The sequence below is a fragment of the Streptomyces sp. CoH27 genome, from assembly GCF_020181035.1.
Taxonomy (GTDB): Bacteria; Actinomycetota; Actinomycetes; order Streptomycetales; family Streptomycetaceae; genus Streptomyces; species Streptomyces camelliae.
In genome coordinates, this window is sequence record NZ_JAIQYY010000002.1 from 86,503 (window position 1) to 112,742 (window position 26,240).

General features: G+C 73.2%; 20 protein-coding genes. 3 read left to right on the forward strand and 17 right to left on the reverse strand.

The features are described from left to right. Window positions 1–79 precede the first annotated feature (79 nt). On the reverse strand, window positions 80–424 hold the full coding sequence (locus tag LE548_RS03205; RefSeq protein WP_225095060.1) for a GNAT family N-acetyltransferase: 345 nt from the start codon (window positions 422–424) through the stop codon (window positions 80–82). 42 nt (window positions 425–466) lie between these two features. Next, complete coding sequence (gene panD, locus LE548_RS03210; RefSeq protein ID WP_225095061.1) at window positions 467–889, reverse strand: aspartate 1-decarboxylase; 423 nt, start codon at window positions 887–889, stop codon at window positions 467–469. Window positions 890–1,101: 212 nt separating this feature from the next. Between panD and LE548_RS03215 the strand changes: the two genes are divergently transcribed. After that, window positions 1,102–3,882 carry a SpoIIE family protein phosphatase/ATP-binding protein gene (locus LE548_RS03215; protein ID WP_225095062.1) on the forward strand — a complete coding sequence of 927 codons (2,781 nt, stop codon included), beginning with the start codon at window positions 1,102–1,104 and terminating at the stop codon, window positions 3,880–3,882. Between the two features lie 241 nt (window positions 3,883–4,123). Next, window positions 4,124–5,263, forward strand: a complete 1,140-nt coding sequence (locus LE548_RS03220) for an ABC transporter substrate-binding protein (protein ID WP_225095063.1) — start codon at window positions 4,124–4,126, stop codon at window positions 5,261–5,263. Between the two features lie 60 nt (window positions 5,264–5,323). Here the strand turns inward: LE548_RS03220 and LE548_RS03225 are convergent, their stop codons facing one another. The 3 genes from LE548_RS03225 to LE548_RS03235 form a co-directional block, all read right to left on the reverse strand. Next, window positions 5,324–7,393 carry a SpoIIE family protein phosphatase gene (locus LE548_RS03225; protein WP_225095064.1) on the reverse strand — a complete coding sequence of 690 codons (2,070 nt, stop codon included), beginning with the start codon at window positions 7,391–7,393 and terminating at the stop codon, window positions 5,324–5,326. 233 nt (window positions 7,394–7,626) lie between these two features. Further along, complete coding sequence (locus tag LE548_RS03230) at window positions 7,627–8,754, reverse strand: MFS transporter (protein ID WP_225095418.1); 1,128 nt, start codon at window positions 8,752–8,754, stop codon at window positions 7,627–7,629. A gap of 26 nt (window positions 8,755–8,780) precedes the next feature. Next, a complete protein-coding gene (locus LE548_RS03235) occupies window positions 8,781–9,371 on the reverse strand; it encodes a Chromate resistance protein ChrB (RefSeq protein ID WP_225095065.1) in 591 nt (196 codons plus the stop codon). Window positions 9,372–9,514: 143 nt separating this feature from the next. Here LE548_RS03235 and LE548_RS03240 point away from each other — a divergent pair, with 143 nt between their 5' ends. Then, complete coding sequence (locus tag LE548_RS03240; protein WP_225095066.1) at window positions 9,515–10,456, forward strand: M56 family metallopeptidase; 942 nt, start codon at window positions 9,515–9,517, stop codon at window positions 10,454–10,456. 25 nt (window positions 10,457–10,481) lie between these two features. On the opposite strand, the gene LE548_RS03245 is transcribed toward LE548_RS03240, so the two are convergent. The 12 genes from LE548_RS03245 to LE548_RS03295 form a co-directional block, all read right to left on the reverse strand. Beyond that, window positions 10,482–10,760, reverse strand: a complete 279-nt coding sequence (locus tag LE548_RS03245) for a thioredoxin family protein (RefSeq protein WP_225095067.1) — start codon at window positions 10,758–10,760, stop codon at window positions 10,482–10,484. A 37-nt stretch (window positions 10,761–10,797) separates the two neighbouring features. Beyond that, window positions 10,798–11,988: a sensor histidine kinase gene (locus LE548_RS03250; protein WP_225095068.1), complete on the reverse strand. Its 1,191-nt coding sequence runs from the start codon at window positions 11,986–11,988 to the stop codon at window positions 10,798–10,800. A 416-nt stretch (window positions 11,989–12,404) separates the two neighbouring features. Continuing rightward, entirely contained in the window at window positions 12,405–14,129 is a 1,725-nt protein-coding gene (locus LE548_RS03255) for a cation acetate symporter (protein WP_225095069.1), read from the reverse strand. Then, a complete protein-coding gene (locus LE548_RS03260) occupies window positions 14,126–14,503 on the reverse strand; it encodes a hypothetical protein (protein WP_225095070.1) in 378 nt (125 codons plus the stop codon). The genes LE548_RS03255 and LE548_RS03260 overlap by 4 nt, the downstream gene beginning before the upstream one ends. A 110-nt stretch (window positions 14,504–14,613) precedes the next feature. After that, a complete protein-coding gene (locus tag LE548_RS03265; RefSeq protein WP_225095071.1) occupies window positions 14,614–15,447 on the reverse strand; it encodes a LytTR family DNA-binding domain-containing protein in 834 nt (277 codons plus the stop codon). Window positions 15,448–15,510: 63 nt separating this feature from the next. Further along, entirely contained in the window at window positions 15,511–17,886 is a 2,376-nt protein-coding gene (locus tag LE548_RS03270) for a glycoside hydrolase family 65 protein (protein WP_225095419.1), read from the reverse strand. After that, on the reverse strand, window positions 17,883–19,997 hold the full coding sequence (locus LE548_RS03275; RefSeq protein ID WP_225095072.1) for a xanthine dehydrogenase family protein molybdopterin-binding subunit: 2,115 nt from the start codon (window positions 19,995–19,997) through the stop codon (window positions 17,883–17,885). Before LE548_RS03275 ends, LE548_RS03270 begins: the two co-directional genes overlap by 4 nt. Window positions 19,998–20,044: 47 nt before the next feature. Continuing rightward, complete coding sequence (locus LE548_RS03280) at window positions 20,045–21,043, reverse strand: xanthine dehydrogenase family protein subunit M (protein ID WP_225095073.1); 999 nt, start codon at window positions 21,041–21,043, stop codon at window positions 20,045–20,047. Continuing rightward, on the reverse strand, window positions 21,040–21,579 hold the full coding sequence (locus tag LE548_RS03285; RefSeq protein WP_225095074.1) for a (2Fe-2S)-binding protein: 540 nt from the start codon (window positions 21,577–21,579) through the stop codon (window positions 21,040–21,042). The genes LE548_RS03280 and LE548_RS03285 overlap by 4 nt, the downstream gene beginning before the upstream one ends. A gap of 120 nt (window positions 21,580–21,699) precedes the next feature. Then, complete coding sequence (locus LE548_RS03290; protein WP_374116016.1) at window positions 21,700–23,904, reverse strand: RICIN domain-containing protein; 2,205 nt, start codon at window positions 23,902–23,904, stop codon at window positions 21,700–21,702. Between the two features lie 24 nt (window positions 23,905–23,928). Beyond that, entirely contained in the window at window positions 23,929–24,051 is a 123-nt protein-coding gene (locus LE548_RS45325; RefSeq protein ID WP_263635644.1) for a hypothetical protein, read from the reverse strand. 238 nt (window positions 24,052–24,289) lie between these two features. Beyond that, a complete protein-coding gene (locus tag LE548_RS03295) occupies window positions 24,290–26,149 on the reverse strand; it encodes an ABC transporter ATP-binding protein (protein WP_225095421.1) in 1,860 nt (619 codons plus the stop codon). Window positions 26,150–26,240: the final 91 nt, after the last annotated feature.

Consider the following 26,240-nt stretch of genomic DNA (forward strand, 5'->3'; position numbering starts at 1 on the left):
GATCCATCGTCCCTCTGGACTCGTCCCACGCCTGCCCGGCGAGCCCTGGGTCACTCACCCGACTGGGCGAGCCGGGTCTTCAGAAGCGGCCCGGGTGGCCCCGCAGCCAGTCCTTCGCGGCCGACAGCAGCGCCGGGTCGGCCGGCGGGGCGACCTCGGGGTGGCGGGCGGCCCACGTGACCACGTACGGGCACAGCGGGGCCACCAGGACGCCCTCGCGTTCGGCGACGGCGTACAGCTCGCGGGCGAGGGAGCCGGCGATGCCCTTGCCCTCGTGGGCGGGCTCGACGACGGTATGGACCGGGACCAGGGCGCGCGCGGGCGACTCCAGCACGAAGTACTCGATACGGCCGACGACTTCGCCCTCGCCGACGGCCTCCAGGCGGCCGGCCGCCCGGTCGTCGCGGATGTCGATCTCGCTCATGGGCTCACACGCTCCTGGTCCGGTCCTGATCAGGCGCTCCGGTCAGGCCGTCGGCACAGCCTGCGGGCTGCGCCGCTGGTCCGAACCGGGCACCGGTTCGGACGCGTCGGCGCCGAGGGAGACGATCCGGTTGGCGCCGTCCACGTGCACCACCCGTGGCCGCAGCTCACGTGCCTCGGCGTCGGTGACCTGAGCGTAGCTGATGATGATCACCAGGTCTCCGGGATGCACCAGATGGGCCGCGGCCCCGTTGATCCCGATGACCCCGGACCCGCGCTCACCCTCGATGACGTACGTCTCCAGGCGGGCGCCGTTGGTGATGTCGACGATGTGCACGAGCTCGCCGGGCAGCAGGTCGGCGGCGTCGAGGAGGTCGGCGTCGATGGTCACCGATCCCACGTAGTGCAGGTCGGCCTGGGTGACGGTGGCCCGGTGGATCTTGGACTTGAACATGGTACGAAACACGAAGAAACTCCCGATTCGTTCTGCTCCCTGCCTGCTTCTGCAGGTCAAGGGCGGTCTTCGGAGGCTACATCGTTCCGCGTGTCCGGTCAGCCGACGCTTGAGTCCGTGCGAGTCCGCCCGCCGTCGCTTCGAGGTCGGTCACCTGGAAAAGATAGAAAGGGGATATGAGTGGAGTTTCGAGTCAATCCGGGCAGGATGTGTCTGATGCGTCCATGAGCGTTCACCGGCCCGGTCGGCCACGCCGGGCGAGACAGGCGCGGCGGTCGGGTTCACTGCTGAGTCTGCGCAGCCTCGCGGGCCAGGTCTTCGTGCTCCAGCTGGCGGTGGTGATGCTGCTCGTCGCCGCCGCCCTCGTGGCGCTCGTCGTGCAGGCCCGACGCGACGTGATGGCGGACGCCCGCCACCGGACGCTCACCGTGGCGCAGACGTTCGCGAACGCCCCGGGGACCGTGTCGGCGCTGAACAGTGCGAACCCGACGGCGGCGCTGCAGCCGCACGCCGAGGCGACCCGGACGGCCACAGGCGTCGACGCCGTCATCGTGTACGGGCTGAACGGGATCACCCTCGCGCACAGCGACCCGCGTCAGATCGGGAAACGCGTCATCGGGCCCTACGCGGCGGCGGCGACCGGCACGCCGTTCACGAGTACGTTCAGGGGCTCGCTGGGGCTCTCCGTGATCTCGGCGGTGCCCGTCAGGGGTCCCGGCGGTTCGGTCATCGCCATCGTCTCCGTGCCCGTCAGGGTCGAGAGGGTGCGGCACCGGGTGAACCGTCAGCTGCCGGTCCTCCTCGGCGGCGCCGCCACGGCCCTGGTCGTCGCCGCGGGCGGGTCGGGCCTGGTGAGCCGGCGGCTGCGGCGGCAGACCCACGGCCTGGGGCCGACCGAGATGACCCGGATGTACGAGCACCACGACGCGGTGCTGCACGCGGTGCGGGAAGGAGTGCTGATCGTCGGCGGTGACGGCCGGCTGCTGCTGGCCAACGACGAGGCACGGCGGCTTCTGGACCTGCCGGCGGATGCCGAGCGGCGGCACGTCACCGATCTGGGGCTGGACGAGGACCTCGCCGGGCTGTTGGCCGGCGACCGCCCCGCCACCGACGAGGTGTACCTGGCGGCCGACCGGCTGCTCGCGGTCAGCAAGCGGCTCACCGCACCGCACGGACCGGACGGCAGCGTGGTCACGCTCCGGGACACCACCGAGCTGCGTGCCGTGTCCGGCCGGGCGGAGCAGGCGCGTGAACGGTTGCAGTCGCTCTACGACGCCGGACTGCGGATCGGCACCACGCTCGATGTGAAGCGCACGGCCGAGGAACTGGCCGAGGTGGCGGTGACCCGGTTCGCCGACGTCGTCACCGTCGATCTGCTGGACCGGGTCCTGCGTGGCGAGGAGAGCTCGGGTGGCGCCGGGATCACCGAGCTGCGCCGCAGCGCCGTCGCCGGTGTCGACGCGGGCCCTCCCCTCCACCCCGTCGGCGAGCTGATCCGGCTCGTCCCGGCCGACCCCGTCTCCACCGCGCTGGCCGAGGGCCGCCCGGTCCTGATCAGGGACGTGTCCGCCGCCGGCGCCTGGCGGGCCCGGCAGCCGGAAAGTGCCGGGCGGATCTTCGATCACGGCATCCGCTCCATGCTCGCGGTGCCCCTGCGCGCCCGCGGCGTGGTGCTGGGCGTGGTGGTCTTCCGGCGCGCGGAGGGCTCCCCTGCGTTCGAGGACGAGGACGTGACCTTCGCCGAGGAGCTGGCCGCCCGGGCAGCGGTGTGCATCGACAACGCGAGCCGCTACACCCGCGAACACGCCATGGCCGTCACCCTGCAGCACAGCCTGCTGCCCCGCGCGCTGCCCGAGCAGTCCGCCCTCGACGTCGCCTACCGCTATCTGCCGGCCCAGGCCGGGGTGGGCGGGGACTGGTTCGATGTCATCCCGCTGTCCGGTACCCGGGTGGCGCTGGTCGTGGGCGATGTCGTCGGCCACGGTCTGCACGCCGCGGCGACGATGGGCCGGCTCCGCACCGCCGTGCACAACTTCGCCGCCCTGGACATGCCCGTCGAGGAGCTGCTGGGCCGGCTGGACGAGCTGGTGGCGCAGATCGACGCCGAGGAGGTCACCGCGGCGGAGCACGAGCAGGGGGTGATCACCGGAGCGACCTGCCAGTACGCCGTCTACGACCCCACTTCCGGGCGGCTGGCCATCGCCACCGCGGGCCACCCGGGACCGGCGGTCGTCCGGCCCGACGGGACCGTCGACTTCCCTCAGCTGCCCGTCTCCCCGCCGCTGGGACTCGGAGCGGGCCTGCCCGTCGAGACCGCCGAGCTCACCGTGCCCGAGGACGCCCGGCTGGTGCTGTACACCGACGGGCTGATCGAGGACCGCACCCGGGACCTGGGCGCCGGCTTGGCGGCCCTGCGCGACGCTCTGACCGGGCCCGGTCGCACACCGGAGGCCACCTGCGCGGCGGTGATGGAGGCCATGCTGTCCGACCGGCCCCGGGATGACATCGCGCTGCTGGTGGCCCGCACGCGCCGGCTCGGACCGGATCAGGTCGCCGAGTGGGAGGTGCCCCGTGACCCGGCTGCGGTGGCCCCCGTGCGCACCGCCTGCGCCCGTCGGCTGGCCGAGTGGGGGCTGGAGCGGATCGGTTTCACCGCCGAACTCATCCTCAGTGAGCTGATCACCAACGCCATTCGCTACGGAGCCGAGCCCATCGCCGTGCGGCTGCTGCGCACGGAGCCGGTCGGCAGCCCCGATGCGGGCAGCCTGATCTTCGAGGTCGCCGACGGCAGCAGCACCTCGCCCCGGCTGCGCCGGGCGAAGGTCACCGACGAAGGCGGCCGCGGTCTCTTCCTGGTCGCCCGCTTCGCCGAACGCTGGGGGACCCGCTACACGGCCACCGGCAAGGTCATCTGGGCGGAACACTCCCTGCGCCACGACGCCACGCCGGAGGGGGAAGGACTCGACGAGCTCTTGCTCGACCAATGGGACGACACCGCGCTGTGAGGTGAGCCGGTACGTCCGTACGAAGAAGCCGGGGTGCCGGGGGAAGACGGTGATCTCGGGCCTCCCGGGCGGCATTCCGCTGTCGAGGCGGCCGGGTACGCTGGCCTCGATGACCACTTCGCCGGCGCCGTGGAGCCGAAAGAGCCGGGACGCACAGCGGCAGGCCCGCCGCTGCGGACCCGGTGGCACCGCCGGCAGCCGGCCGAGGTGACCACCTCATCCCCCACGTCCGGGAGCAGCCGTGACCACACCGTGTGCCCGAGCAGCGGCGGTCTTCGGCTGCTTCGCTCTCGTGGCACTGGGCCTGAGCGCCTGCGAGAACACACCGCCCGCCGGCCACGCGAAGCCGTCGGCCGCCACGTCCGCCGAGAGCATGGGCGGCATGCGCGCACTGATCGCCGCAGCGAAGCAGGAGGGCACGCTCAGAGCGATCGCGCTGCCGCGTGACTGGGCCGGCTACGGCAGCCTGATCAACGGCTTCGAGAAGAAGTACGGGATCAAGGTCACCGTCGAGCAGCCGCTGGGCCACAGCGAGGACGAGATCGACGCCCTGAGCAACAGGGGGAACCGGCCGACGGCACCCGACGTGATCGACGTGGGCGACACGTTCGCACGGAAAGCAGCGGTGAAGAACCTTCTCGCGCCGTACAAGGTGGCCGCTTACGCTTCGATCCCCGGAAATCAGAAGGACTCCAAGGCCCGCTGGGCCAACAACTACGGGGGCTACATCTCCATCGGCTGCGACGCCAACCGGGTCAAACCCTGTCCGCAGACCTTCGCCGATCTGCTGAAGCCACGGTACAAGGGCCAGGTCGCACTCGAAGGCGATCCGCGGCGGTCGGCCACCGCCTTCGCCAGTGTCTACGCGGCCGCGCTGGCGAACAACGGGTCGTTCGACGACGTCCAGCCAGGCCTCGGCTTCTTCGCCGAACTCAACCATCGCGGCAACTTCAACCCGCTCGCTTCCACCTCGGCGACGGTCGCGAGCGGCCGGACCCCGATCAGCATCAACTGGGACTACATCAACCTCGACTACGCCGACCAGCTCCGTGACAAAGGCGTGAACTGGCAGGTCGCGATCCCCTTCGACGGCAGCTTCGCCCAGTATTTCGCGCTGGCGATCAACAAGCACGCCCCGCACCCGGCGGCTGCCCGCCTGTGGCACGAGTACCTCTTCGGCCCGGAAGGCCAGAACCTCCGGCTGCGCGCCTATGCCCGCCCGGTGCTCATGGACGCCATGCGGCGGGACGGCACCCTCGACGAGGCCGCCGCCGCACGACTGCCGACGGTCGAAGGAACGCCGCAGTTCCCGACGGACGCGCAACTGGAGAAGGCGAGGCAGGCGGTCACCCGGGGCTGGGCGAAGGCCGTCTCCGGCTAGCTGGACGATGAGGACCCGCCCGGCTTCGAGCCGGGCGAGGTCGTCCGCAGACATGGTGGCTCAGGACCGGGCTCGGGCGATGAGCAGTGCCACGTCGTCCTCACCACCGGGCGGGCGCAGAGTCTCCAGGAGGCGGTCGCACGTGCCCTCCAGGTCGTCGCCATGTGCCGCCGTGAGGGTGTCGAGGAGGGTGTCGAGGCGGGCGTCGATGGGTTCGCTTCGGGTTTCGATCAGGCCATCGGTGTAGAGGACCAGCTCGTCGCCGGGGCGGAAGGCGATCGTGGCGGCCTCGAAGGGCACCCCGCCGACGCCCAGCGGTGCGCCGGGGGGAAGGTCCAGAAGCTGTGCCGCGTGGCCGCCGCGTATCAGGGCCGGGGGCAGGTGGCCGGCCAGGCAGATCTCGCACTGGTCCCGGTGAGGGTCGTAGACGCAGTAGACGCAGGTGGTGATGGTCTGCTCGACACCTTCGGTCAGGTGATCCAGGTGATGAAGGGCCTCGGCGGGGGCGAGGGCGAGTTCGGCGAAGGCACGGGCGGCACTGCGGAGCTGCCCCATGGTGGCGGCGGCATCGATGCCGCTGCCCATGACGTCTCCGACGACCAGGGCGGTTCTGTCACCTTGGAGAGGGATGGCGTCGTACCAGTCGCCGCCGATCTCGCTCGCGGAGCCGGCGGGCTGGTAGCGGCAGGCGACCTCCAGGCCGGGCAGGTGCGACGGGCGCTCGGGCAGCAGACTGCGCTGGAGGATGAGGGCCGCATGGCGCTGGGCCTGGTATCCGCGGGCGTTGTCGATGCAGACCGCGGCTCGGGCGGCCAGCTCCCGGGCGAGCAGCGCATCGTCGTCGTCGAAAGGCGCGGGGTTCCGGGTGCGTATGAGGTCAAGGGCGCCGAGGACTTCGCCCCGGGCGAGGAGCGGTACGGCCAGGTAGGAGTGAACGCCGGCCGCCGCGAGGAGGGAGGCGGCCTCGCCATGCCGGGCGATGCGCTCCAGATCCTGACGGGAGGTGTGGGGCACCAGTACCGGTTGCCGGGTGCGCACGCACTGGGTGATCAGGCGGTCGCTGTCGTAGGGGGCGAGTTCCCCCGGCGGGTCGGCCGCGCGGACCGCCTCGGTGGAGTGGGCCGCGCTGATCGCGAGGGCGCGGAAGAGGGCGGGTCCCTCGTGTGGGTCGGTCCGGCCGTCGAGAGCGCTGTCGAGTACGTCCACGGCCGCCACATCGGCCAGGACCGGTACGACGACGTCGGCAAGCTCGCGCGCCGTCGCTTCCAGATCGAGGGTGGTGCCCACGCAGGCGGAAGCTCTGGCGATCAGTGCCAGCCGTTGCCGGGCCTGTGCCGCTTCGGCAGCGGCTCGATGACGCTCGGTGACGTCGATGACGGAGTAGGCCAGGCCCAGCACCCGCCCACCGGAATCCTCCAGCCGGTAGTACGAGACGGACCAGGCGTGCTCGTGGTCCGGATCGGCGGGGGGACGACAGATGATCTCCCGGTCCACGACCGGCTCGCCCGTCTCCAGGACACGGCGCAGACGTGCCTCGGGGTCCGTGTCCAGGAAGGTCAGAACCTCGCCGGCCGGCCGCCCCAGACGCTCGGCGGCGGACTGACCGGTGATGCGTTCGAGAGCAGGGTTCACGGCCAGGTACCGCAGGTCCGGGTCCAGAATGGCCAGCCCGACCGGGGACTGGGACACCAGACACATCGCCAGGGCGGCATCTCGCTCGACCCGCTCCACAGCGGCCTGGTCCGCGACAAGGCCCAGGGCGTAGACGTCACCGAGGTCGTCCAGCAGCCGCATGTTGCGGAACTCCACCAGGCGGATGCTGCCGTCCTTGTGCCGGATCGGGAACACCCCTGCCCAGTCGGTGCCGGATTCCATGACCTCGGCGAACAGCTTGATCACCGCGTCCCGGTGCTGCTCGTGGACCATCAGCCGAGCCGCGTGCCGGCCCAGCGCTTCCGTCGCGGTGTAGCCGAACAGTTCCTCGGCCTTCGGGCTCCAGAAGACCACCTTCCCCTGCGCGTTCAGCACCACCGCGGCGACGCTGAGCAGATCGAGCAGGCCACTGGGCGGCGCGGCAGGACCCACCACCGACCGGTCGCAGCCTGCTCGGGAGGAGTCCGTCGTGCCCATACCTCATCTTCCCTCCCGCTCGGCGTCTCGGCTCTCGCCGTGCCGGCGGGGTGTTCTGCCTTCGTCCATGGTCGGCCCGGAACCCGCCTCGCTCAGCGCCTGAGTACTCGGACAGCTCGGCAGAGGCGGGCCGCGTCCGGCATCGCCGCGTGGACGTTCCTGCTCGCCACGGCGTCGCCGCAGGCCGGCGTCGAGTCGGACGAGCGAATGGCTCAGGCCGCTCGGTGATCCACTCATCGGCGGCGGTGGGCGAGGGCTGCCACCGCGCCCGCCCCGACGACGGCCGCGAGTGCTCCGAAGCCGTAGGTCAGAGTGGTGACGGAGGCGACGCCGGCGACCAGCAACGGGCCGCCGGCGTCGCCGAGTTCGCGGCCGAGTTCGGCGGCGCCCATAGTCTGGCCGAGGCGTTCCACGGGGGTACTCGCGGCCAGTGCGGCGAAGCCGAGCGGGGTGATCAGGCCCGTACCGATACCGGTGAGGGCGGCCGCGATCAGGATCCCGGTCAGGCCCGGCAGCATCGCGCAGGCCAGGCCCGTGGCCGTGAGCAGCAGGCCCGCGGCCAGACCGGTCCGGGTGGTCAGCCGGCCGTCGTCCAGGGCGTGTCCGGCGCGTGGCTGGACGACGGCCGCGCAGCCGGCGAGCACCGACACCGCCGCTCCGGTCGCCACCGTGCCCAGCCCGGCGGCTCGGCCGGAGACCGGCAGGAACCCGACTCCGACCGACAGCGCGGCGGTCGCCGCCGCGAGTGCCGACGTCGGGGCGAGGAAGGCCGGGTCGGCCAGCCGCCGGGCGAGGTCGAGCACCGTCTGCCGGGCCTTGGGCAGCGGGGGTACGACGGGGACGGCGAGCGCGGCCCAGGCGGCGACCGTGGCGCCGAGCACCGCGAGCACGGCGAACAGCAGTCGCAGTCCCCCGGCCCACACGAGGACGCCGCCGAGCAGCGGGCCGAGGGTGTAGCCGATGGACTTGTAGAAGCCGTAACTGCCGAAGGCACGGCCGTGTTTTGCGGCCGGATTGAGGCGGGCGACCAGTGCGGAGGCGGACGGCGAGAACGCGGAGGCCGCGGCGCCCTGCCCGAGCCGGGCGGCCCAGAGCCAGCCGGGGCTGTCGGCGACGACGTACAGCGTGGACGCGACGGCGAAGGCCACGAGCCCGCCGAGCAGGACCGGGCGGGCGCCGACGCGGTCGGCGAGGGTGCCGAAGAGCGGCTTGAGCAGCACCTCGGCACCGTCGTAGAGGGCGAGCAGCCCGCCCAGGACCAGCAGGGAGGTGACCGCGCCCTGGGCGCGACCGCCGAGGCTGGCGGCGATGCCGTGCGCGCCGAAGGCGGTGGTGAACCCGGCCGCGTACAGCGGCCACATCCGGCGGGCCGGGGCCGCCCGCCCGGTCACCGCTCCCCCTCGGGGTTCTGGTGCAGTGCGGCGAAGACGCGCTCGGCGTAGTCCTCGCAGGCCGCGGCGCACTCCTTGAGCCGCCGGCCGGCCTCGGCCGCCTCCGGGGCGCCGAACACGTCCCGCGCGGTCAGGTCGCGGTGCCGGCGCCGCAGCCGCTCCAGCGACTGCTCCTCTTCCGCCAGCTCGGCCAGGGTGAACGTGCCGATGCGGATCTCCTTGACCAGTTCCTCCTCGAACATGCCGCAGTCGGCGAGGAACTCCGTCCAGTCGGCGGTCCGGGCGGCCGTGAACAGCGCCCGGAAGCGGGCCGCGTCCTCGGTGCTGCGCCCGGCGGCGTTCAGGGTCACGGTCCGCCCGCCGGCCTGCTCGGTGAGCGCGAGGGCGCGGGCGACACCGTCCGCGAAGACCGGCACGTCGGGTACGGCCCAGACCCCCTGGCCCAGCGAGAGCGCACCCGCCTTGCGCAGCTCCCGCCAGACCGCGACCCGGTGCCTGCTCGGCTCGGCCGGCAGTCTGATCACGAGGACGAGCCAGCGGCTCTCCCGCTCTTCCGTCGGCAGGGGTTTCGACACAGGCTTCGGCACACGAGGGAATGTAGCAAGCGTTACATGGCACTCTGTGCCCGGTGATTCACCGGGCAGACGGGTACCGGGGGCCGATGGCGCTCGCCGGCCGTCCGATGGCAGACTCGGCCCCTAGCCGGACACCGACCGAGAAGAAGGGCCGGATGCGTCTCGCCGTCTATGTGCCGCTGCTGCTGTCGCTGCTCGCGCCGCTCGGCGCGCGGCCGCTGTCGGAGCGGTGCGAACCCCGCCTGGCCACCTGGCTGCTCACCGTCTCCGCCCTGGTCCTGGGCGCGGCGAGCACCGTCGCGCTGGGCCTGCTGGCCGTCACGGGCCTGATCCGCATCCCGCAACTGGCCGCCCTCGGGCACTGGTCGGCCGGCAGCGCGCGGCACCAGGATCCCACCGCGCTCTCCGTCGCCGTCGTCGCGGGAGTGCTGCTCGGCGGCGCGGTGTGGGCGGCCGCCCGCATGTTCTGGCGCCGGACCCGTACGCTGGCCGCCGCGACACTGGACGCGGCCTGCATGCCCGCCCGCGACGGCCTGGTCGTCCTGGAGGACGACGCCGCCGACGCCTATGCCATCCCCGGGCTGCCCGGCCGGGTCGTCGTCTCCACCGGCATGCTGCACACCCTGAACGAGACCGAGCACGACGTCCTGCTCGCCCACGAGCGCGCCCATCTGGCCGCCCATCACTACGCGTTCGTCGCGTTCGCCCAGCTCGGCGCCGCCGCCAACCCGCTGCTGCGTCCCCTCGCGACAGCCGTCACCTACACGATCGAGCGCTGGGCCGACGAGAGCGCGGCCGCCTCGACCGGTGACCGCAGGCGGGTCGCGCGCGCCGTCGGCAAGGCCGCGCTCGCCGCCCACCGCGCCCCGGCGCTCGCCCGCGCCGCCGGTGCGGTCCTCGGCATCCTCGGGCGCCGCGGTCCGCTCGCCTCGGCCGGTCCGGTCCCCCGCCGGGTCGCGGCGCTCCTCGCCCCGCCGCCGGGCCGCCCCCGGGCCCTCACCGCGGTCACCGCGGCCGTCGTCGCCTCGGCCGTGCTGGCCACGGCCGAGGCCGCCCACGACCTCCACCGGCTGCTCGCGGCCATCGGCGCCGGGTGACGCCCCGGCTCGGCCCGGACGGGGTTCAGCCGGACGCGATGACCTCGCGTAACTGCCGTACCGACGGAAGGGCGCCGACCCGGCAGGACAGGCTCGGTTCCTGACCGGGGCGGGCGAACGGATCGGTGCCGTCGGCCAGCAGCGTCGGCGAGCCGTGCATGCCCAGCCGCCGGGCCTCCTCCGGGTCGGCCACCTCGTGCCAGGTCACGGTGACGTCGGCACGCCCCTCCAGGGCGCGTGCCAGTCGCTCGCGCAGCGGCGCGGTGTGGGGGCACTCGGGCACGACCAGGACTGTCAGTTCCACGCTCGCAGCGTAACTGTGCTCCCCGGCCGCGAGAGGGTCATGGTGGTGGCGGGGCCTGGACGCCCGGGCGGAACTTCGGGACGCGCAGTGTGATCTTCGTACCCGCTCCGACCCCGGTCTCGATGACGAGGCCATGGTCGTCGCCGTAGACCTGGCGCAGCCTGCGGTCCACGTTGCTCAGGCCGATGCCGGTGGACGGGCCGGCCGCACCGCGCAGGATCGCGCGCAGGCGTTCCGGTTCCATGCCTATGCCGTTGTCCTCGATGACGACGCGGGCCTCGGTGCCCTCGTCCTCGGCGGTGATCGTGACGACGCTGCGCTCCACGGACTCCTCCAGGCCGTGTTTGAGGGCGTTCTCGACGAGGGGTTGCAGGCAGAGGAACGGCAGGGTCACCGGGAGCACCTCGGGGGCGATGCGCAGGGTGACCCTCAGACGGCGGCCGAAGCGGGCGCGGGCGAGTTCCAGGTACTGCTCGATGGCGCGCAACTCCTCGGCGAGGGTGGTGAAATCGCCTTCGCGGCGGAAGGAGTAGCGGGTGAAGTCGGCGAATTCCTGGAGGAGTTCACGGGCGCGCTCGGGGTCCGTACGGACGAAGGAGGCGATGCTCGCGAGGGAGTTGTAGATGAAGTGCGGGGAGATCTGGGCGCGCAGGGCCCGCATCTCGGCCTCGTGGGCGCCGGCCCGGGCCCGGTCCAGGCCGGCGAGATCGAGTTCGAGCGAGAGCCTGCCGGCCGCGGCCTGCGCCGCCCGGACGTGGACGCCGGACTCCGTGGCGGCGAACACGACGAGCGCGCCGACGCAGCGGCCGTCGGCGGTGAGCGGGGCCGGCGCGCCCCATCGGACGGGGCAGCTCCCGTCGTCGCAGGACAGCGCGACGGTCCGGCCGCGGGACGGATCGGCGAGCAGGGCCAGGAGTTGCTCGCGATGATGGTCGGCGGCGCCGTCCCAGGCGAGGACAGAGGTGCCGTCGGTGAGGGCGAGGGCGGGCGCGCCGAGCAGCGGACGCAGCCGGCGGGCCGCCCGGCGGGCCGTGTCCGGGGTCAGCCCGGCACGCAGCGGCGCCGCGGCGAGCCCGACGGCGTGCAGGGTACGCACCAGGGCACGTGCCTCGTCGGTGCCGTCCGCATGCTCCTGCTGCCGCCGCGCCGCCCCGTGCCCCAGCCCGGCCCCGAGCGCGAACACCGCCAGCCCGACCAGCACGAGGGCCGCGGTCCCGAGGACGGTCATGCCGGGGCCTGGGGGTGTCGGTGCCCGGAGCGGACCCGGACATCGGGGCGGCCGCCACGCTCCCGCGCACCGCGGTGACCGGCACGGGCCAGGACCGCGACACGACCGGCGGCGGACAGGGCGGTACGGCGACCGGCGCCGGCCGGGATGTCGGGGCGCCCCGTGCGCTCCTCGGCTTCGGAGTGCCCCCGGCAGACCGGCGTCGCGCGGTGGCCGGGACCGGCCCCAGCCGCTTGACCGGCGCCCGCCCCCATGCCAGAACGACCGACATCATCACCCCCGCCGACCCCGACCGCTCGACGATCCACCCCCACCCCCGAGCGCCCCGCACAGGTCCACACGGCATGGCGGCTCGTGTCGGCCCGGGGGGCTCGGGTGCATGGGGTGAGGTCGGTCGTGGGCACGGGGCTCCTCGGTCAGGGGGTGGCCGGGTGGGGGTGGGTGGGTTCGGGGAGGTGGAGGCGGGCCATGGTGGCGGCGGTGCCGGGCGGGACGCGGTCGCGGGTGGCCAGCGAGGTGAGGATCATCGCCGCGAAGCCGACCGGGACGGACCACACCGCGGGCCAGGCCAGCAGGGTGTGCGGCCAGCCGGAGTCGGCGCCGCCCGCGATGGTGGCCGTCACCGCGGTCAGCGCCGAGCCGCCGCCCAGCAGCAGCCCGGCGATCGCGCCCGGCGGGGTCAGACCGCGCCACCAGATGCCCAGGATCAGCAGCGGGCAGAACGAGGACGCGGAGACCGCGAAGGCCAGGCCCACCGCGTCGGCCACGGGCAGCTCGCCGACCAGCGCCGACGCGGCCGTGGGCACCGCGATCGCGGGCAGCGTGGCCAGCCTGAAGTGGCGTACGCCCAGGGTCGGCAGGACGTCCTGGGCCAGTACGCCCGCGACCGACATCGTCAGTCCGGACGCGGTGGACAGGAAGGCCGCGCAGGCGCCGCCCGCGACGAGCGCGCCGAGCAGGTCCCCGGGGACGCCGCCGATCAGCCGCTGCGGCAGGACGAGGACCGCCGCGTCGGTGTCGCCGGTCAGCAGCAGGTCGGGGGCGTAGAGGCGGCCCAGCATGCCGTACAGCGGCATCAGCAGGTAGAACGCGCCCAGCAGGGCCAGCACGCTCACCGTGGTGCGGCGCGCCGCGCGGCCGTCGGGGTTGGTGTAGAAGCGGACGACGACGTGCGGCAGGCCCATGGTGCCGAGGAACGTGGCGAGGATCAGCCCGTAGGTGGCGTACAGGCCGTGCTGTTCGCGGGAGGCCGACAGGGGTGTGCCCCAGCTGGAGGAGATGCGGTCGGGGGCCCGGTCCGGCAGGGGGACGACCGCGCCGACCGGGAATCGCACGGTCGTGTCCGCGCCGAGCCGGTGCCGGCCCTCGTCCAGCCGCAGCGAGACGCCGTGCACCGCGCGGCCGTCGACCCGGCCGGACGCCGTCACCCGGACCGGCTCGCGCACGGTGAGGGTGAGCGGCCGGTCGACGCGCACCTCGGTGGCACGGTGGAAGACGGGCCGGTCGTCCCAGACGGGCGCCGGGGCCCGGTCGGCGTGCCAGGCGAGCAGCAGGAACACCACGGGCACCAGCAGGGCGGTGAGTTTCAGCCAGTACTGGAAAGCCTGGACGAAGGTGATGCTGCGCATCCCGCCGGCGGCCACGGCCGCGGTCACCACCACGGCCACGACCAGCCCGCCGAGCCAGCCGGGGGCGCCGGTGAGCAGCCGCAGGGTGAGGCCCGCGCCGCGCAGCTGGGGCAGCAGATAGAGCCAGCCGATGCCGACGACCAGCACCCCGGCGACCCGCCGCACCGCCCGGGACTCCAGCCGGGCCTCGGCGAAGTCGGGCAGGGTGTAGGCGCCGGAGCGGCGCAGCGGGGCGGCGACGAAGGCCAGCAGCACCAGGAAGCCGGCGGTGTAGCCGATGGGGAACCAGAGCATGTCGACGCCCTGGGCCAGGACGAGTCCGGCGACGCCGAGGAAGGACGCGGCGGACAGGTACTCGCCGCTGACCGCGGTGGCGTTGAGCCGGGGCGCGACGGTGCGCGAGGCGACGTAGAAATCGGAGGTGGTGCGGGAGATGCGCAGGCCGAGCGCGCCGACGAGGACCGTGGCGAGGACCACGGCCGTCACGCCGAGCATGCCGTACGTCTGGTTCACGGTCGGGGGCGTTCCACGGGGGCGCGGGCGGCCGGGCCGGTCTCGTTGCGCTCGGCGCGGCGGACGTACCAGGCGCCGATGGCGAGCAGCGCGGGGTACGGCGCCACGCCCAGGACGAACCAGACGGCTAGCGGGATGCGGGGTGCCGTGTCGGTGAGCGGCGGCAGCCGCAGGAGGACGGGGAGCAGGCCGAGCGGGAGCACCAGGAGAGCCGTCGCGGCGAGGGCGGCACGTACTTGACGGCGCATCAACAGCCGTACGGCGGCGTCGCTTTCGGCAGGCGCAGGGCGGAGGCCGGAGCGGGGTGCCGTGCGGTCGCCGGGGCGCGGCCGTCCGGTGACCACCTCTCTGCGAGGGACGGATTCCGCACCCATGACGCACTCCCCGACGCCGCGGTGATCACCTTGTGTGCGGCGAGTGTACGCAGCGGGCGACCCGGTCGACAGCCGCAGGACGCGACCGGACGAGAATCGCCACACGTCCGTCACCTCCGGACCGATCCGGCCGCGTGCCGGGCCAGCAGGTCGCGCAGTTCGCGCGCGTTGCGACGGCTCACGGCCAGGATCCGGTCGCCGATCCGTACGGTCACGTTGCCGCCGTCCAGCCGGAGTTCCTCGATGCGGCCGAGGGCGACGAGCCGGCTGCGGTGGATGCGGACGAAGCCGCGCTCGCGCCACTGTTCCTCCAGCGTGGACAGCGGAACGCGCACCAGGTGGCTGCCGCGCCGGGTGTGCAGCCGCGCGTAGTCGCCCTGGGCCTCGACATAGGTGATGTCGGCGATGGGCACGAAGCGGGTCACCCCGCCCAGTTCCACGGGGACCTGGTCGGCGAGGCCGGGCGCCGGGCCGGCGGGGGCGGTGGCCGGGCGGGGGCCCTGTCCGGCGCGGACCAGTTCGGCGGCCCGGCGTACGGCCTCCGCGAAGCGCTCCTTGCGCAGCGGCTTGAGCAGGTAGTCGACGGCCTTGAGGTCGAAGGCGCGTACGGCGAAGTCGTCGTGGGCGGTGACGAAGACGATCAGCGGCGGTGCGGTGAACTCGCCCAGCAGGCGGGCCAGTTCGAGGCCGTCGCGCCCCGGCATGTCGATGTCGAGGAAGACGACGTCGACGGCCGGGCCGCCCTCCGCTCCCTCCGGCCCGTCCGGTCCGTCCGTCGGGGTCCGGCCGAGCCGGTGCAGCGCCTCGGTGGCCGTCGTGGCGGGCAGCACACTGCCGACCCGCGGGTCCTGCCCCAGGAGATACAGCAGCTCTTCGAGCGCCGGTTCCTCGTCGTCCACCGCCAGCACGCGCAAGGGGGCGTCGGTCGCGCTCGTCTCCGCCAACTCCACTCTCCGTTCAACCACTTACCGTTGCATCGTCGTCCCCCGTGCCGCCGGCGTCGACACCTACTCCGGCAGCACCAGGCGGGCCGTCTCGCCCGGCACCACCGGGATCACCTGCTCCCGCAGCCGGACGCCGATCGGCGAGTGGTGGGAGGCCGGTACGGCGATCTCCAGCAGGCCGCTGCGCAGGCGCAGATGGACGCCCCAGTGGCCGTGGTAGCGGATGGGGAAGCCGTAGGAGGAGAGTTCGGGCAGCGGGACGGGGTCGAGGCTGAGGACGCCACCGCGGGTCTCCAGGCCGGTCAGTCCGCGCTGGACGAGGTCGAGGGTACCGGCCATCGCGCCGAGGTGGATGCCCTCGCCGGTGGTGCCGCCCTGGAGGTCGGCGATGTCGCCGCGCAGCGCCTCCTGGACGAAGGCCCAAGCGTCCGCGCGGCGGGCGCGGGCCAGGATCCAGCCGTGCACCAGGCCGCTGAGCGTGGAACCGTGACTGGTGCGGTGCAGATAGTGGTCGACCGTGGCGGCCCAGGTGCGGTCGTCCAGGTGATGGCCCAGCCTCCCGAAGAGAGCGCGGAGTTCGGAGGCCGAGAAGAGGTAGCCGAGCATGAGGACGTCGGCCTGTTTGGACGCCTTGTAGCGGTTGACGGTGTCACCCTCGGCCTCCAGGATCCGGTCCAGGCGCCGGATGTCGTCGTACCGTCTGCGATAGCCGTCCCAGTCCAGCTCGGCGAGGTCGCCGTAGCCGTCGAACTGGCTGATCACACCGTCGTGGTAGGGGACGTACAGGGTGCGGGAGACGTCCTCCCAGCGGTCCGGCTCGTCCTCCTCCAGGCCCATTCCGTCGGTGAGCTCGCGGCGGCGCGGCTCGGGCAGGGCGTTCAGCAGGTCAAGGGCGCGGGCGAGCACCCAGGCGGCGGTGACGTTGGTGTAGGCGTTGTCGTCCAGGCCGGGAGTGTCCGCGCCGGGGTAGCCGTCGTGGTACTCGTCGGGGCCGACCACGCCCCGGATACGGTGCCGGCCGAGGGCGGGGTCGTAGGTGGCCGAGTCCGCCCAGAAGCGGGCGATGTGCAGCAGCATCTCGGCGCCCTCGCCGTGCAGGAAGTCGGTGTCGCCGGTGGCCTCGTAGTACTGCCAGACGTTGTACGCCACCGCCGAGCCGACGTGGTGCTGGAGCTGGGAGTGGTCCGGCAGCCAGCGGCCGGAGCGGGGGTTGAGGTGGAGCTGCTGGGTCTCCTCGCGGCCGTCGCTGCCACTCTGCCAGGGATAAAGCGCGCCGCGCCGGCCGCGTTCCCGCGCCGCGTGCCGGGCGGCGTCCAGGCGGCGGTGCCGGTAGTGGAGCAGGGCGCGGGAGACCTCGGGCAGATGGAGGTTGAGGTAGGGCAGGACGAAGAGTTCGTCCCAGAAGACATGGCCCCGGTACGCCTCGCCGTGCAGTCCGCGCGCGGGGACGCCGGCGTCGAGGTCGGCCGTGTGCGGGGAGAGGGTCTGCAGGACGTGGAACAGATGCAGGCGCAGGATGCTGCCCGCCTCGCCGGGGACCTCCAGGGCGGTGCGCCGCCACAGCTGCTCCCAGGCCGTGGCGTGCGACGCGCGCAGTTCGTCGAAGCCGGGTGCGGCCTCGACGCGCTCGACAGCCGCGTGCAGGGGCTCGCCGATGGCGGGGTCGCGGGAGGTGTGCAGGGCAACGGTCTTGTCCACGGTGACGGTACGGCCGGGCGTCAGGTGCAGGCTCACCCGCTGTACGGCGCGGTGGGCCTCGTTGGCGTGGGTGACCGGGAAGTTCGCGGTCAGCCGGTGGGCCAGCCCGAAGCGCATGTCGGAGGTGCGGGTGTGGCAGCTCAGCCACACCGTGCCCGGTGCGGCGGTGCCGGTGTCGAAGCGGTCGAGGTGCCGGCCGTCCAGCTCCTGGTAACGGGCGACCCCGGAGTTGGTGACGCTGCCGTCCAGCGCGGCCTCGGCCTCCAGGCCGAGGATATGGCCCTCGACGGTGAACTCCGTGCGCAGGGCGGCGAGATGGGGGTCGGCGAGATGGACCAGGCGCAGCTGGCGCACCTGGAGCATGCCGCCGCCGGGCAGGCCGTAGCCGGTACGGCGCTCCAGCAGACCGGGGTCGAGGTGGAGGATCTGGTGGTGCTCGGTCACGGGGGCGGTGTCCGGGCCGAGCCAGTCGCCGCCGGCGGGGCGGAAGCGCAGCGGGAGCCAGTTGGGCAGGTTGACCATGTCCTCGTTCTCGATCCGGCGGCCGGCGACCTCGGAGGTGAGCCGGTTGTAGCAGCCGGCCGCGTAGGTGCCCGGGTAGTGGACGTCGTCCGCGGCGCACTCCGGCAGCGCGCCGCGGGTGGCGAAGTAGCCGTTGCCCAGGGTGCACAGGGACTCCCGCAGCCGCTCCTCCTCGGGCCGGTAGCCGTCGTACTCCCAGGTCGGCCCGGTCACGGTCAGCCCTCGGACAGCAAACCGGCGAGGATCCGGTCGGGGGTGAGGGGCAGGTCACGGAAGCGGATGCCGGTGGCGTGATGGACGGCGTTGCCGAGGGCGGCGGCGGTGCCGACGATGCCGATCTCGCCGATGCCCTTGCTGCCCATGGGGTTGAGGTGCGGGTCGTCCTCGTCGATCCAGTCGGCCTCGACGTCGGGGACGTCGGCGTGCGCGGGCAGATGGTAGGAGGCAAGATCGGCCTCGGTGAAGTCGCCGAACGCCCGGTCCAGGGTGCTGTGTTCGGTGAGAGCCATGCCGAGGCCCATGGTCATGCCGCCGGTGAACTGGGAGCGCGCGGTACGGGAGTTGAGGATCCGGCCGGCGGCGAAGATCCCGAGCAGGCGCCGTACGCGCGTCTCACCGGTCACGGTGTCGACGGCGACCTCGGCGAACTGGGCGCCGAAGGCGTGCCGGGCGTAGGGGCTGTCGGCGTCGGCCCGCCCGGCGGTGTCGGTGCGGGTCGCGATGCCGTCGGCGGGCAGCGGCCCGCTGTGCGCGGCGAGCCGGGCGGCCAGCTCGGCACAGGCGTCGTGGACGGCCCAGCCCCAGGAGGCGGTGCCCATGGAGCCGCCGGCCAGCCAGGCCGACGGCAGGTCGCTGTGCCCGATCTCGGTGCGGACCCGGTCGAGGGGCGCGCCGAGGGCGTCGGCGGCGATCTGGGCGAGGACGGTACGGGCGCCGGTGCCGATGTCGGTGGCGTTGATCCGCACGGCGAAGGTGCCGTCGGGCAGGGCGCGGGCGGTCGCGGTGGCCGGGACGGCCGCGGCGGGATAGGTGGACGCGGCGACGCCGGTGCCGATGAGCAGCGGGCCCTCGCGGCGCGTTCCCGGACGCGGATCACGTTCGGCCCAGCCGAAGCGGCGGGCGCCCTCGCGCAGGCACTGGACGAGGTGCCGGCTGCTGAACGGCTTGCCGCTCTCCGGTTCCCGCTCGGGTTCGTTGCGGATCCGCAGCTCCACCGGGTCCATGCCGAGCGCCTCGGCGAGTTCGTCCACGGCCGATTCCAGGGCGTACATGCCGGGCGCCTCGCCGGGGGCGCGCATCCAGGACGGGCTGGGCACGTCGAGCGGGACCACACGGTGGGAGCTGAGCAGAGCCGGGGTGGCGTACATGACCCGGGAGGGCACCGCGGCCTGCTCGACGAACTCCCGCACCCGGGAGGTGTAGGTGGTCACCTCGTGCAGCAGGGCGGTGAGCCGGCCGTCCCCGCCCGCGCCGAGGCGGAGGCGCTGCACGGTGGGGGCGCGGTGGCCGACGGTGGTGGGCAAGTACCGGCGGGGGTAGGCGAGGGTGACGGGCCGGCCGGTGCGCCGGGCGGCCATGGCGGCGAGGACGACGTCGGGGCGCGGGGTGCCCTTGGAGCCGAAGCCGCCGCCGATGTGCTCGGTGACGACGGTGACGTGGTCCTCGGGGAGCTCGAACAGCTGGGCGAGCACCTCCCGCACGGTCGTACCGCCCTGGCTGGAGGTGTACACGGTGAGCCGGTCCCCGTCCCAGTGGGCCGTGCTGGTGTGCGGCTCCATGGGGTGATTGTGCAGCGGCGGCACCCGGTAGGTGACATCGACGCGGACCTCGGCGGCGGCGAAGGCGTCCGCCGGGTCGCCGTGCTCGACCCGGCCCGGGAAGCCGGCGTTGGTCTCCCGCGGCTCGTAGGCGTCGGGGTCACCGGGATCCAGGTCGGCGTCGTGCGGTTCGGCCGTGTAGGTGACCCGCACCGCCCGGGCGGCCCCGCGGGCCGCCTCCGGGCTCTCGGCGACGGCCAGGGCCACGCACCAGCCCCGGTGCGGCACGCCCGGGCCCTGGAGTACGGCGAGGGTGGCGTCCTCGGGTGCGGCAAGGCGGGGGGCGTCGTCGGGGGTGAGCACGGCGAGCACGCCGGGCAGGGCGAGGGCGGCCGAGGCATCGACGGCGCTGACCCGCCCGCGCGCGATCGCGGCAGGCACGGGCCAGGCATGGGCACGACCGGGCAGGGGGTACTCCCCGGCGTAACGGGCGACACCGGTGACCTTCTGCAGCCCTTCCCGGCGCTCGGCGGGGGCACCCAGGACTCCGTGGGGGGCCGAGTTGGCGGTCATGGATTTCCTCCTGTCCCTCTGGTCCCTCTAGTCCCTCCCGTGCCGGCTCAGGCAGGCGCGGGTGCGGGGGTGAGGCGGTTCAGGACGTCCAGGGCGAGGTTGCGGGCGAGGGACACCTTGTAGGCGTTGTCCCGCAACGGCTCGGCGTGGGCGAGTTCCAGCGCCAGGGCCCCCTCGAAGGCGGCCGGGGTGGCGGGGGCGCCCAGCAGGGCCGATTCGGCGTGATGGGCCCGCCAGGGGCGGTGGGCGAGCCCGCCGAAGGCGAGCCCCACCTGGTCGACGATGCCGTCCTCCGCGACCTTCAGCACGACGGCCACGGAGGCAAGGGCGAAGGCGTACGAGGCCCGGTCGCGGGCCTTGCGGTAGGCCGACGGGACGCCGGCGGTCGCGGCCGGGAGCAGCACGCCGGTGATCAGTTCGCCGGGGTTGATCCAGGTGTCCCGCTCGGGGTGCTCGCCGGGCAGCCGGTGGAACTCGGCCGCCGGCAGACGCCGGGTGCCCTGGGTGCCGTACAGCTCGACCTGGGCGTCGAGGGCGGCGAGGGCGACGGCCATGTCGGACGGGTTGGTGGCGATGCAGTGCTCCGAGTGCCCGAGGACGGCGTGGTCGCGGTGGACACCCTCCCTGGCCCCGCAGCCGCTGCCGGGCTCGCGTTTGTTGCAGGGTTTGTCCAGGTCCTGGAAGTACGGGCAGCGAGTGCGCTGGAGCAGGTTCCCGCCGGTCGTGGCGGCGTTGCGCAACTGTCCGGAGGCGCCGGAGAGGAGGGCCTGGGACAGCGCCGGGTAGCGGTCGCGGACGCGGGGGTCGGCGGCCAGGTCACTGTTGCGGACGGTGGCGCCGACGCGCAGCGAGCCGTCGGGCAGCTCCTCGATGTCGGCCAGCGGCAGCCGGCCGACATCGATCAGGACGGCCGGCCGCTCGACGCCGAGTTTCATCAGGTCGACCAGGTTGGTGCCGCCGGCAAGATAGCGGGCGCCGGGATGGGCGGCGTACGCCTCCACGGCCTCCTGGACGGTGGCGGGCCTGAGGTATCCGAAGCCGTTCACCGGATCACGTCCTCCACCGCCTCGACGATGCGCGGGTAGGCGCCGCAGCGGCACAGATTGCCGCTCAGGCGCTCGCGGATCTCGGACCGGTCCAGCGGGACGGGCCGGCCGGAGGGGTCCGTGGGGTCGGTGACGAGGGAGGGGTGGCCGGCGGCGGCCTCGGCGAGCATGCCGACGGCGGAGCAGATCTGCCCCGGGGTGCAGTAGCCGCACTGGAAGGCGTCGCGGTCGAGGAAGGCCCGCTGCAGTGGGTGTGGCTCCTCGCCGTCCCCGCCGAGGCCCTCGACGGTGGTGATCTCACTGCCGTCGAGGGCGACCGCGAGCAGCAGGCAGCTGTTGACGCGGCGGCCGTCGGCCAGCACGGTGCAGGCACCGCACTGGCCGTGGTCGCAGCCCTTCTTCGCCCCGGTCAGGCCGAGGTCCTCACGGAGCAGGTCCAGCAGGACACGCCGGTGGTCGACATGCAGGGTGTGGGGTTTGCCGTTGACCCGGAGGGTGACCTCCGAATCGACGGGGAGCTGGTTTTCGCTGGTCATGGCAGGGGTGGCCTTCCGGACGAACCCGGGTTCCGTCCTCACCGCGTATCCACGCGAGGGCGCCTCACACGTCCGTGGGGCCACACCCTTCACTCACGGGTAGCCGACCGGTCCGCTCACTCACGGGTAGCCGACCAGGTCCGCCACGTTCGACGACGAGTTCGACGGCCCTCCTCTGCCGTTGACGACATGGCTGATGGTGCCCGTGCCGCCGAGGGAGACCGTGACCATGCTGGTGAGGCGGACGTTCGCGGTGTCCGGCACCTCGAAGGCGCGGTCGGCCGTCACGCTCGGGTCGACGTCGAAGTAGCAGTAGCTGCCGAGGCCGTACGCCTGGTGGCTGGTGACGGAGTCCGCGACCTTGTAGGCGGCGTAGCCCTTCGTGCCGCCGTTCATCCAGGAGGCCTGGTCCGGCGGGTCGTACGGCATCTCGTTCTGGAAGAAGTAGGTGCGGCCGCCGTTGCCGTTCCAGATCACCTGGTACTTCTGGAAGTGCTCGACGAACAGCCCGTACATGGTCACGTCCGCGCCGTTGACCACCAGCCCGGTGTCGGCGGTGTTACTGGTCCAGCCGACGCCGCTGCCGTGGTCGGCACGCCAGAGCCACATGTGGTCGCCGATGACGTCGTTGCTGTTGACGACGAGGCTGGTGGCCGCCTTGCCGACGCCCGCGCCGCCGATGCGGAAGTAGACGTCGTGCAGGGAGGTCGGGTCGGCCGCGTGGGAGGCGGCGGAGCCGGCCGGCCCGACCTCGACCAGGGTCTTCGAGCTGGTGGTGCCGGCGTCGAAGAGCAGGCCCGCGAGCTCGACGCCGTCGACGTCGGCGACGGTCATCGCGGTGATGCCATTGTCCGGGACGAAGGTGGCGAGCCCGAGGCCGAGGACGACCGTGTCGGGGCGGGTCACCTTCAGGGTCTGGTCGAGGTGGTAGACGCCGGGCGTGACCAGCAGGTTCTGGCCGGCGGCGAGGGCCGCGTTCAGCTGGGCGGCAGTCGCGCCGGGCTTGGCGACGTAGAACCGGCTCAGCGGCAGCGAGGTCCCGGCCGGGCTGCCGCTGCCCCAGCTGGTGCCCGTGGTGTCGGAGCGCGTGGCCGGCACGAACACCTGGTAGTTCCCGGAGCCGTCGATGTACAGGAACGGCTTCTCCCGGACGACAGGGCTCTGCGCGACGGTGGTGTACGGCGGGTTCGGGAAACTGGTGGCGGGCACGCCCTGGCTGCCGGTGAATACCATGTTCCAGTTGGCCCCGGTCCAGCTGCCGAGCTGGGAGTTGCGGGTCATCCACTGCTGCTGCGTACCGGAGTTGACCTGCCCGTCGATCTTGCTGTCGGCGAGATAGCCGCCGGACGACCAGCCGCCGTCGTCCAGGGCGAGGTTGCCCCGCAGATGCATGCGCCGGTACGGCGCGGCCTGCGAGACGGCCCAACGGTCGCTGCCGCCCGTGGGGTTGACGGAGAGGTTCTCGGCGCCGCGCCAGAAGTTCTGCGTGGCGTTGCCCTGGAACCAGTCGGCCTCGGCGTGCACCGCGCCGTCGACCGTCACCGCGTCCGGAGTCAGACCGAGGCCCAGCACCTGGGTGTAGAAGCCGACGTTGACGTCCGCGCTGTAGGCGCCGGGCTTGAACAGGACGGCGTAGCGCTGGGATCCGAACTGGTTGGTCTCCTGCTGCTTGAAGAGGGTGTCCAGCCTGCTCTGGATGGTCGAGGACGGCATCGACGGGTCGAAGACGATGACGTTCGGGCCGAGGTCGGGGTCGCTCGTGGACTGGGTCACGGGGACTACCTGGAAGCGCTGGGCGGCGGTGCCGTTGCACGTGTACTGCTGGAGTTGCGTGCTGTCGGCGAGCGACGCGCCCGGATCGTCCAGGCACTTGCCGCTGTTCCTGTTGACGAAGTGGAAGGCTCCGCCGCCGTCGTCCACGGCCTGCCACTGCTGGTTGGCGCCGCCGCCGTAACTCCACAGCTGGACCGGCGCGTTGTCGGCGGTGGAGACGTCGACGACGTCCAGGACCTGGCCGGTGTCGTTCGCGTTGCCGACGCGGACGTATCCGCTGCCGGCATCGGTGAGGCTCCACTGCTGGGCCGTGGTGCCGTTGCAGGTGTACTGCTGCACGACGGTGCCGTCGGCGGTAGCGGCGGCCTTGGCGTCCAGGCACGTGCCGCTCGCCGCGTTGATGAGGGTGGCGAATCCGGTGGGCAGGGCGGTAGCGGCATGCGCGGGCGTGGCCGTGAGCAGGGGGGTCGGTGCGGCGGTGAGCACACAGGCGGCCGCCGCGCCGACCAGGGCGGCCACCGCGGATCTGCGGCGGCGGGAAAGTAAGGGCACGGGGATTCTCCTTCGGGGCCGGGGTCAGCCGGTGCAGCAGGCGAAGGGGTCCGGCGGGCTGCCGCAGCCGTTGTAGAGGTACGGCGCGACGGCCATCGGCACGGCCGCGGTGGTGCCGCCGTCGGCCGCGGGGAGAGGTCTGGCCATGTGCGGGGTGGCCTTTCGTGGGGGGGCCAACGCCCTTGGGAGCAGTGGGCGCTGGGGAGACCGCAGGCTTTGTTTAAGGCGTGAAACTAAAGGTACGGACCAATGGAGTCAAGGGGTGCAGCAATAACCGACTTCTCCTGGGCCCGCCCCGAAGGGGCGCGGGGAACGCGCGACCAGCCACGAACCCGCAGCCGGAAACGCCCCCCCCCCGGCCCCTACGGCGAACCCCCGCAACCGCTCACGCCGCAGCGGCGAACTGCGTTCGGTACAGCTCGGCGTACCGCCCCTCCGCGGCCAGCAGCTCTTCGTGCGTCCCCCGTTCCACGATCTGCCCGGCCTCCACGACCAGGATCTGGTCGGCGGCCCGGACCGTGGACAGCCGGTGGGCGATGACCACGGCGGTACGGCCCTCCAGCGCCTCGGTGAGCGCCTCCTGGACGGCCGCCTCGGAGGTGTTGTCCAGGTGGGCGGTGGCCTCGTCCAGGATCACCACCCGCTGGCGGGCCAGCAGCAGCCGGGCGATGGTCATGCGCTGGCGCTCACCGCCGGAGAGCCGGTAGCCGCGCTCGCCGACGACCGTGTCCAGGCCGTCGGGCAGGGACCGTACGACCTCCGCCAGGCGGGCGCGGTCGAGGGCGTCCCACAGCTCCTCGTCGGTGGCGCCCGGGCGGGCCAGCAGCAGGTTGGCGCGGACGGTGTCGTGGAAGAGGTGGCCGTCCTGGGTGACCATGCCGAGGGTGGCCCGCAGGGAGGCGGCGGTCAGGTCGCGCACGTCGGTCCCGCCGATGCGGACGGCGCCCGCGTCGACGTCGTACAGCCGCGGCAGCAGCTGGGCGATGGTGGACTTCCCGGCGCCGGAGGAGCCGACGAGGGCGACGGTCTGGCCGGGTTCGGCGCGGAAGGAGATGCCGTGCAGGACCTCGGAGCCGCCGCGGGTGTCGAGGGCGGCGACCTCCTCCAGGGAGGCGAGGGAGACCTGGTCGGCGGCCGGGTAGGCGAAGCGGACGTCCTCGAACTCGACCGCGACCGGGCCCTCGGGGACCTCGGCCGCGTCCGGCTTGTCCTCGATGAGCGGCTTGAGGTCCAGCACCTCGAAGACCCGCTCGAAGCTGACGAGCGCGCTCATCACCTCCACCCGGGCGCCGGCGAGCGCGGTCAGCGGGGCGTACAGCCGGGTCAGCAGCAGAGAGAGGGAGACGACCGCGCCGGCCTGGAGGGTGCCGTGCAGCGCGAACCAGCCGCCGAGGCCGTAGACCAGGGCGAGGGCGAGCGCGGAGACCAGGGTGAGGGAGGTGATGAACACCGACTGGGCGGTGGCCGTCCGCACCCCGATGTCCCGGACGCGGGCGGCGCGGGCCGCGAACTCCGCCGACTCCTCCTCGGGGCGGCCGAACAGCTTGACCAGGGTCGCGCCGGGCGCGGAGAACCGCTCGGTCATCCGGGTGCCCATGGCCGCGTTCAGCGCCGCCGCCTCCCGCTGCATCCTGGCCATCCGGCTGCCCATGCGGCGGGCCGGGAGCACGAACACCGGCAGCAGCACCAGCGCGAGCAGAGTGATCTGCCAGGACAGGGTCAGCATCACCGCGAGCGTGAGCACCAGCGTGACCAGGTTGCTCACCACGCCCGAGAGGGTGTTGGCGAAGGCGCGCTGGGCGCCGATGACGTCGTTGTTGAGACGGCTGACGAGCGCGCCCGTACGAGTCCGTGTGAAGAACGCGACGGGCATGCGCTGCACATGATCGAACACAGCCGTTCTGAGGTCGAGGATGAGTCCCTCCCCGAGCGACGACGACAGCCGCCGTCCGAGGATGCCGAGCCCCGCCTCCGCGAGCGCGACGAGCGCGATGAGCAGGGAGAGCCGGACGACCCGGCCGGAGTCGTGCCCCGCCACGATCGCGTCGACGACGCGGCCGGCGAGCACGGGGGTCGCGACGGCGAGCAGGGCCGACACCACCCCGAACAGTACGAACCGGACGATGCCCGCGCGATGCGGGCGGGCGAAGGCGGCGATACGGCGCAGCGTGGCGCGGGCGAGGGGGCGGCGGTCGTTCTGCGCGTTCATGACGCTGTGCAGCTGCGTCCAAGCGGTGGTCTCCATGCTCATGTGCAAGAACGTAGAACCTCAAGCTTCGTTGAGGTCAATGTCCGCCGCTTTTCACCCCCACCGAGACTCCCACGGACCCCGATGA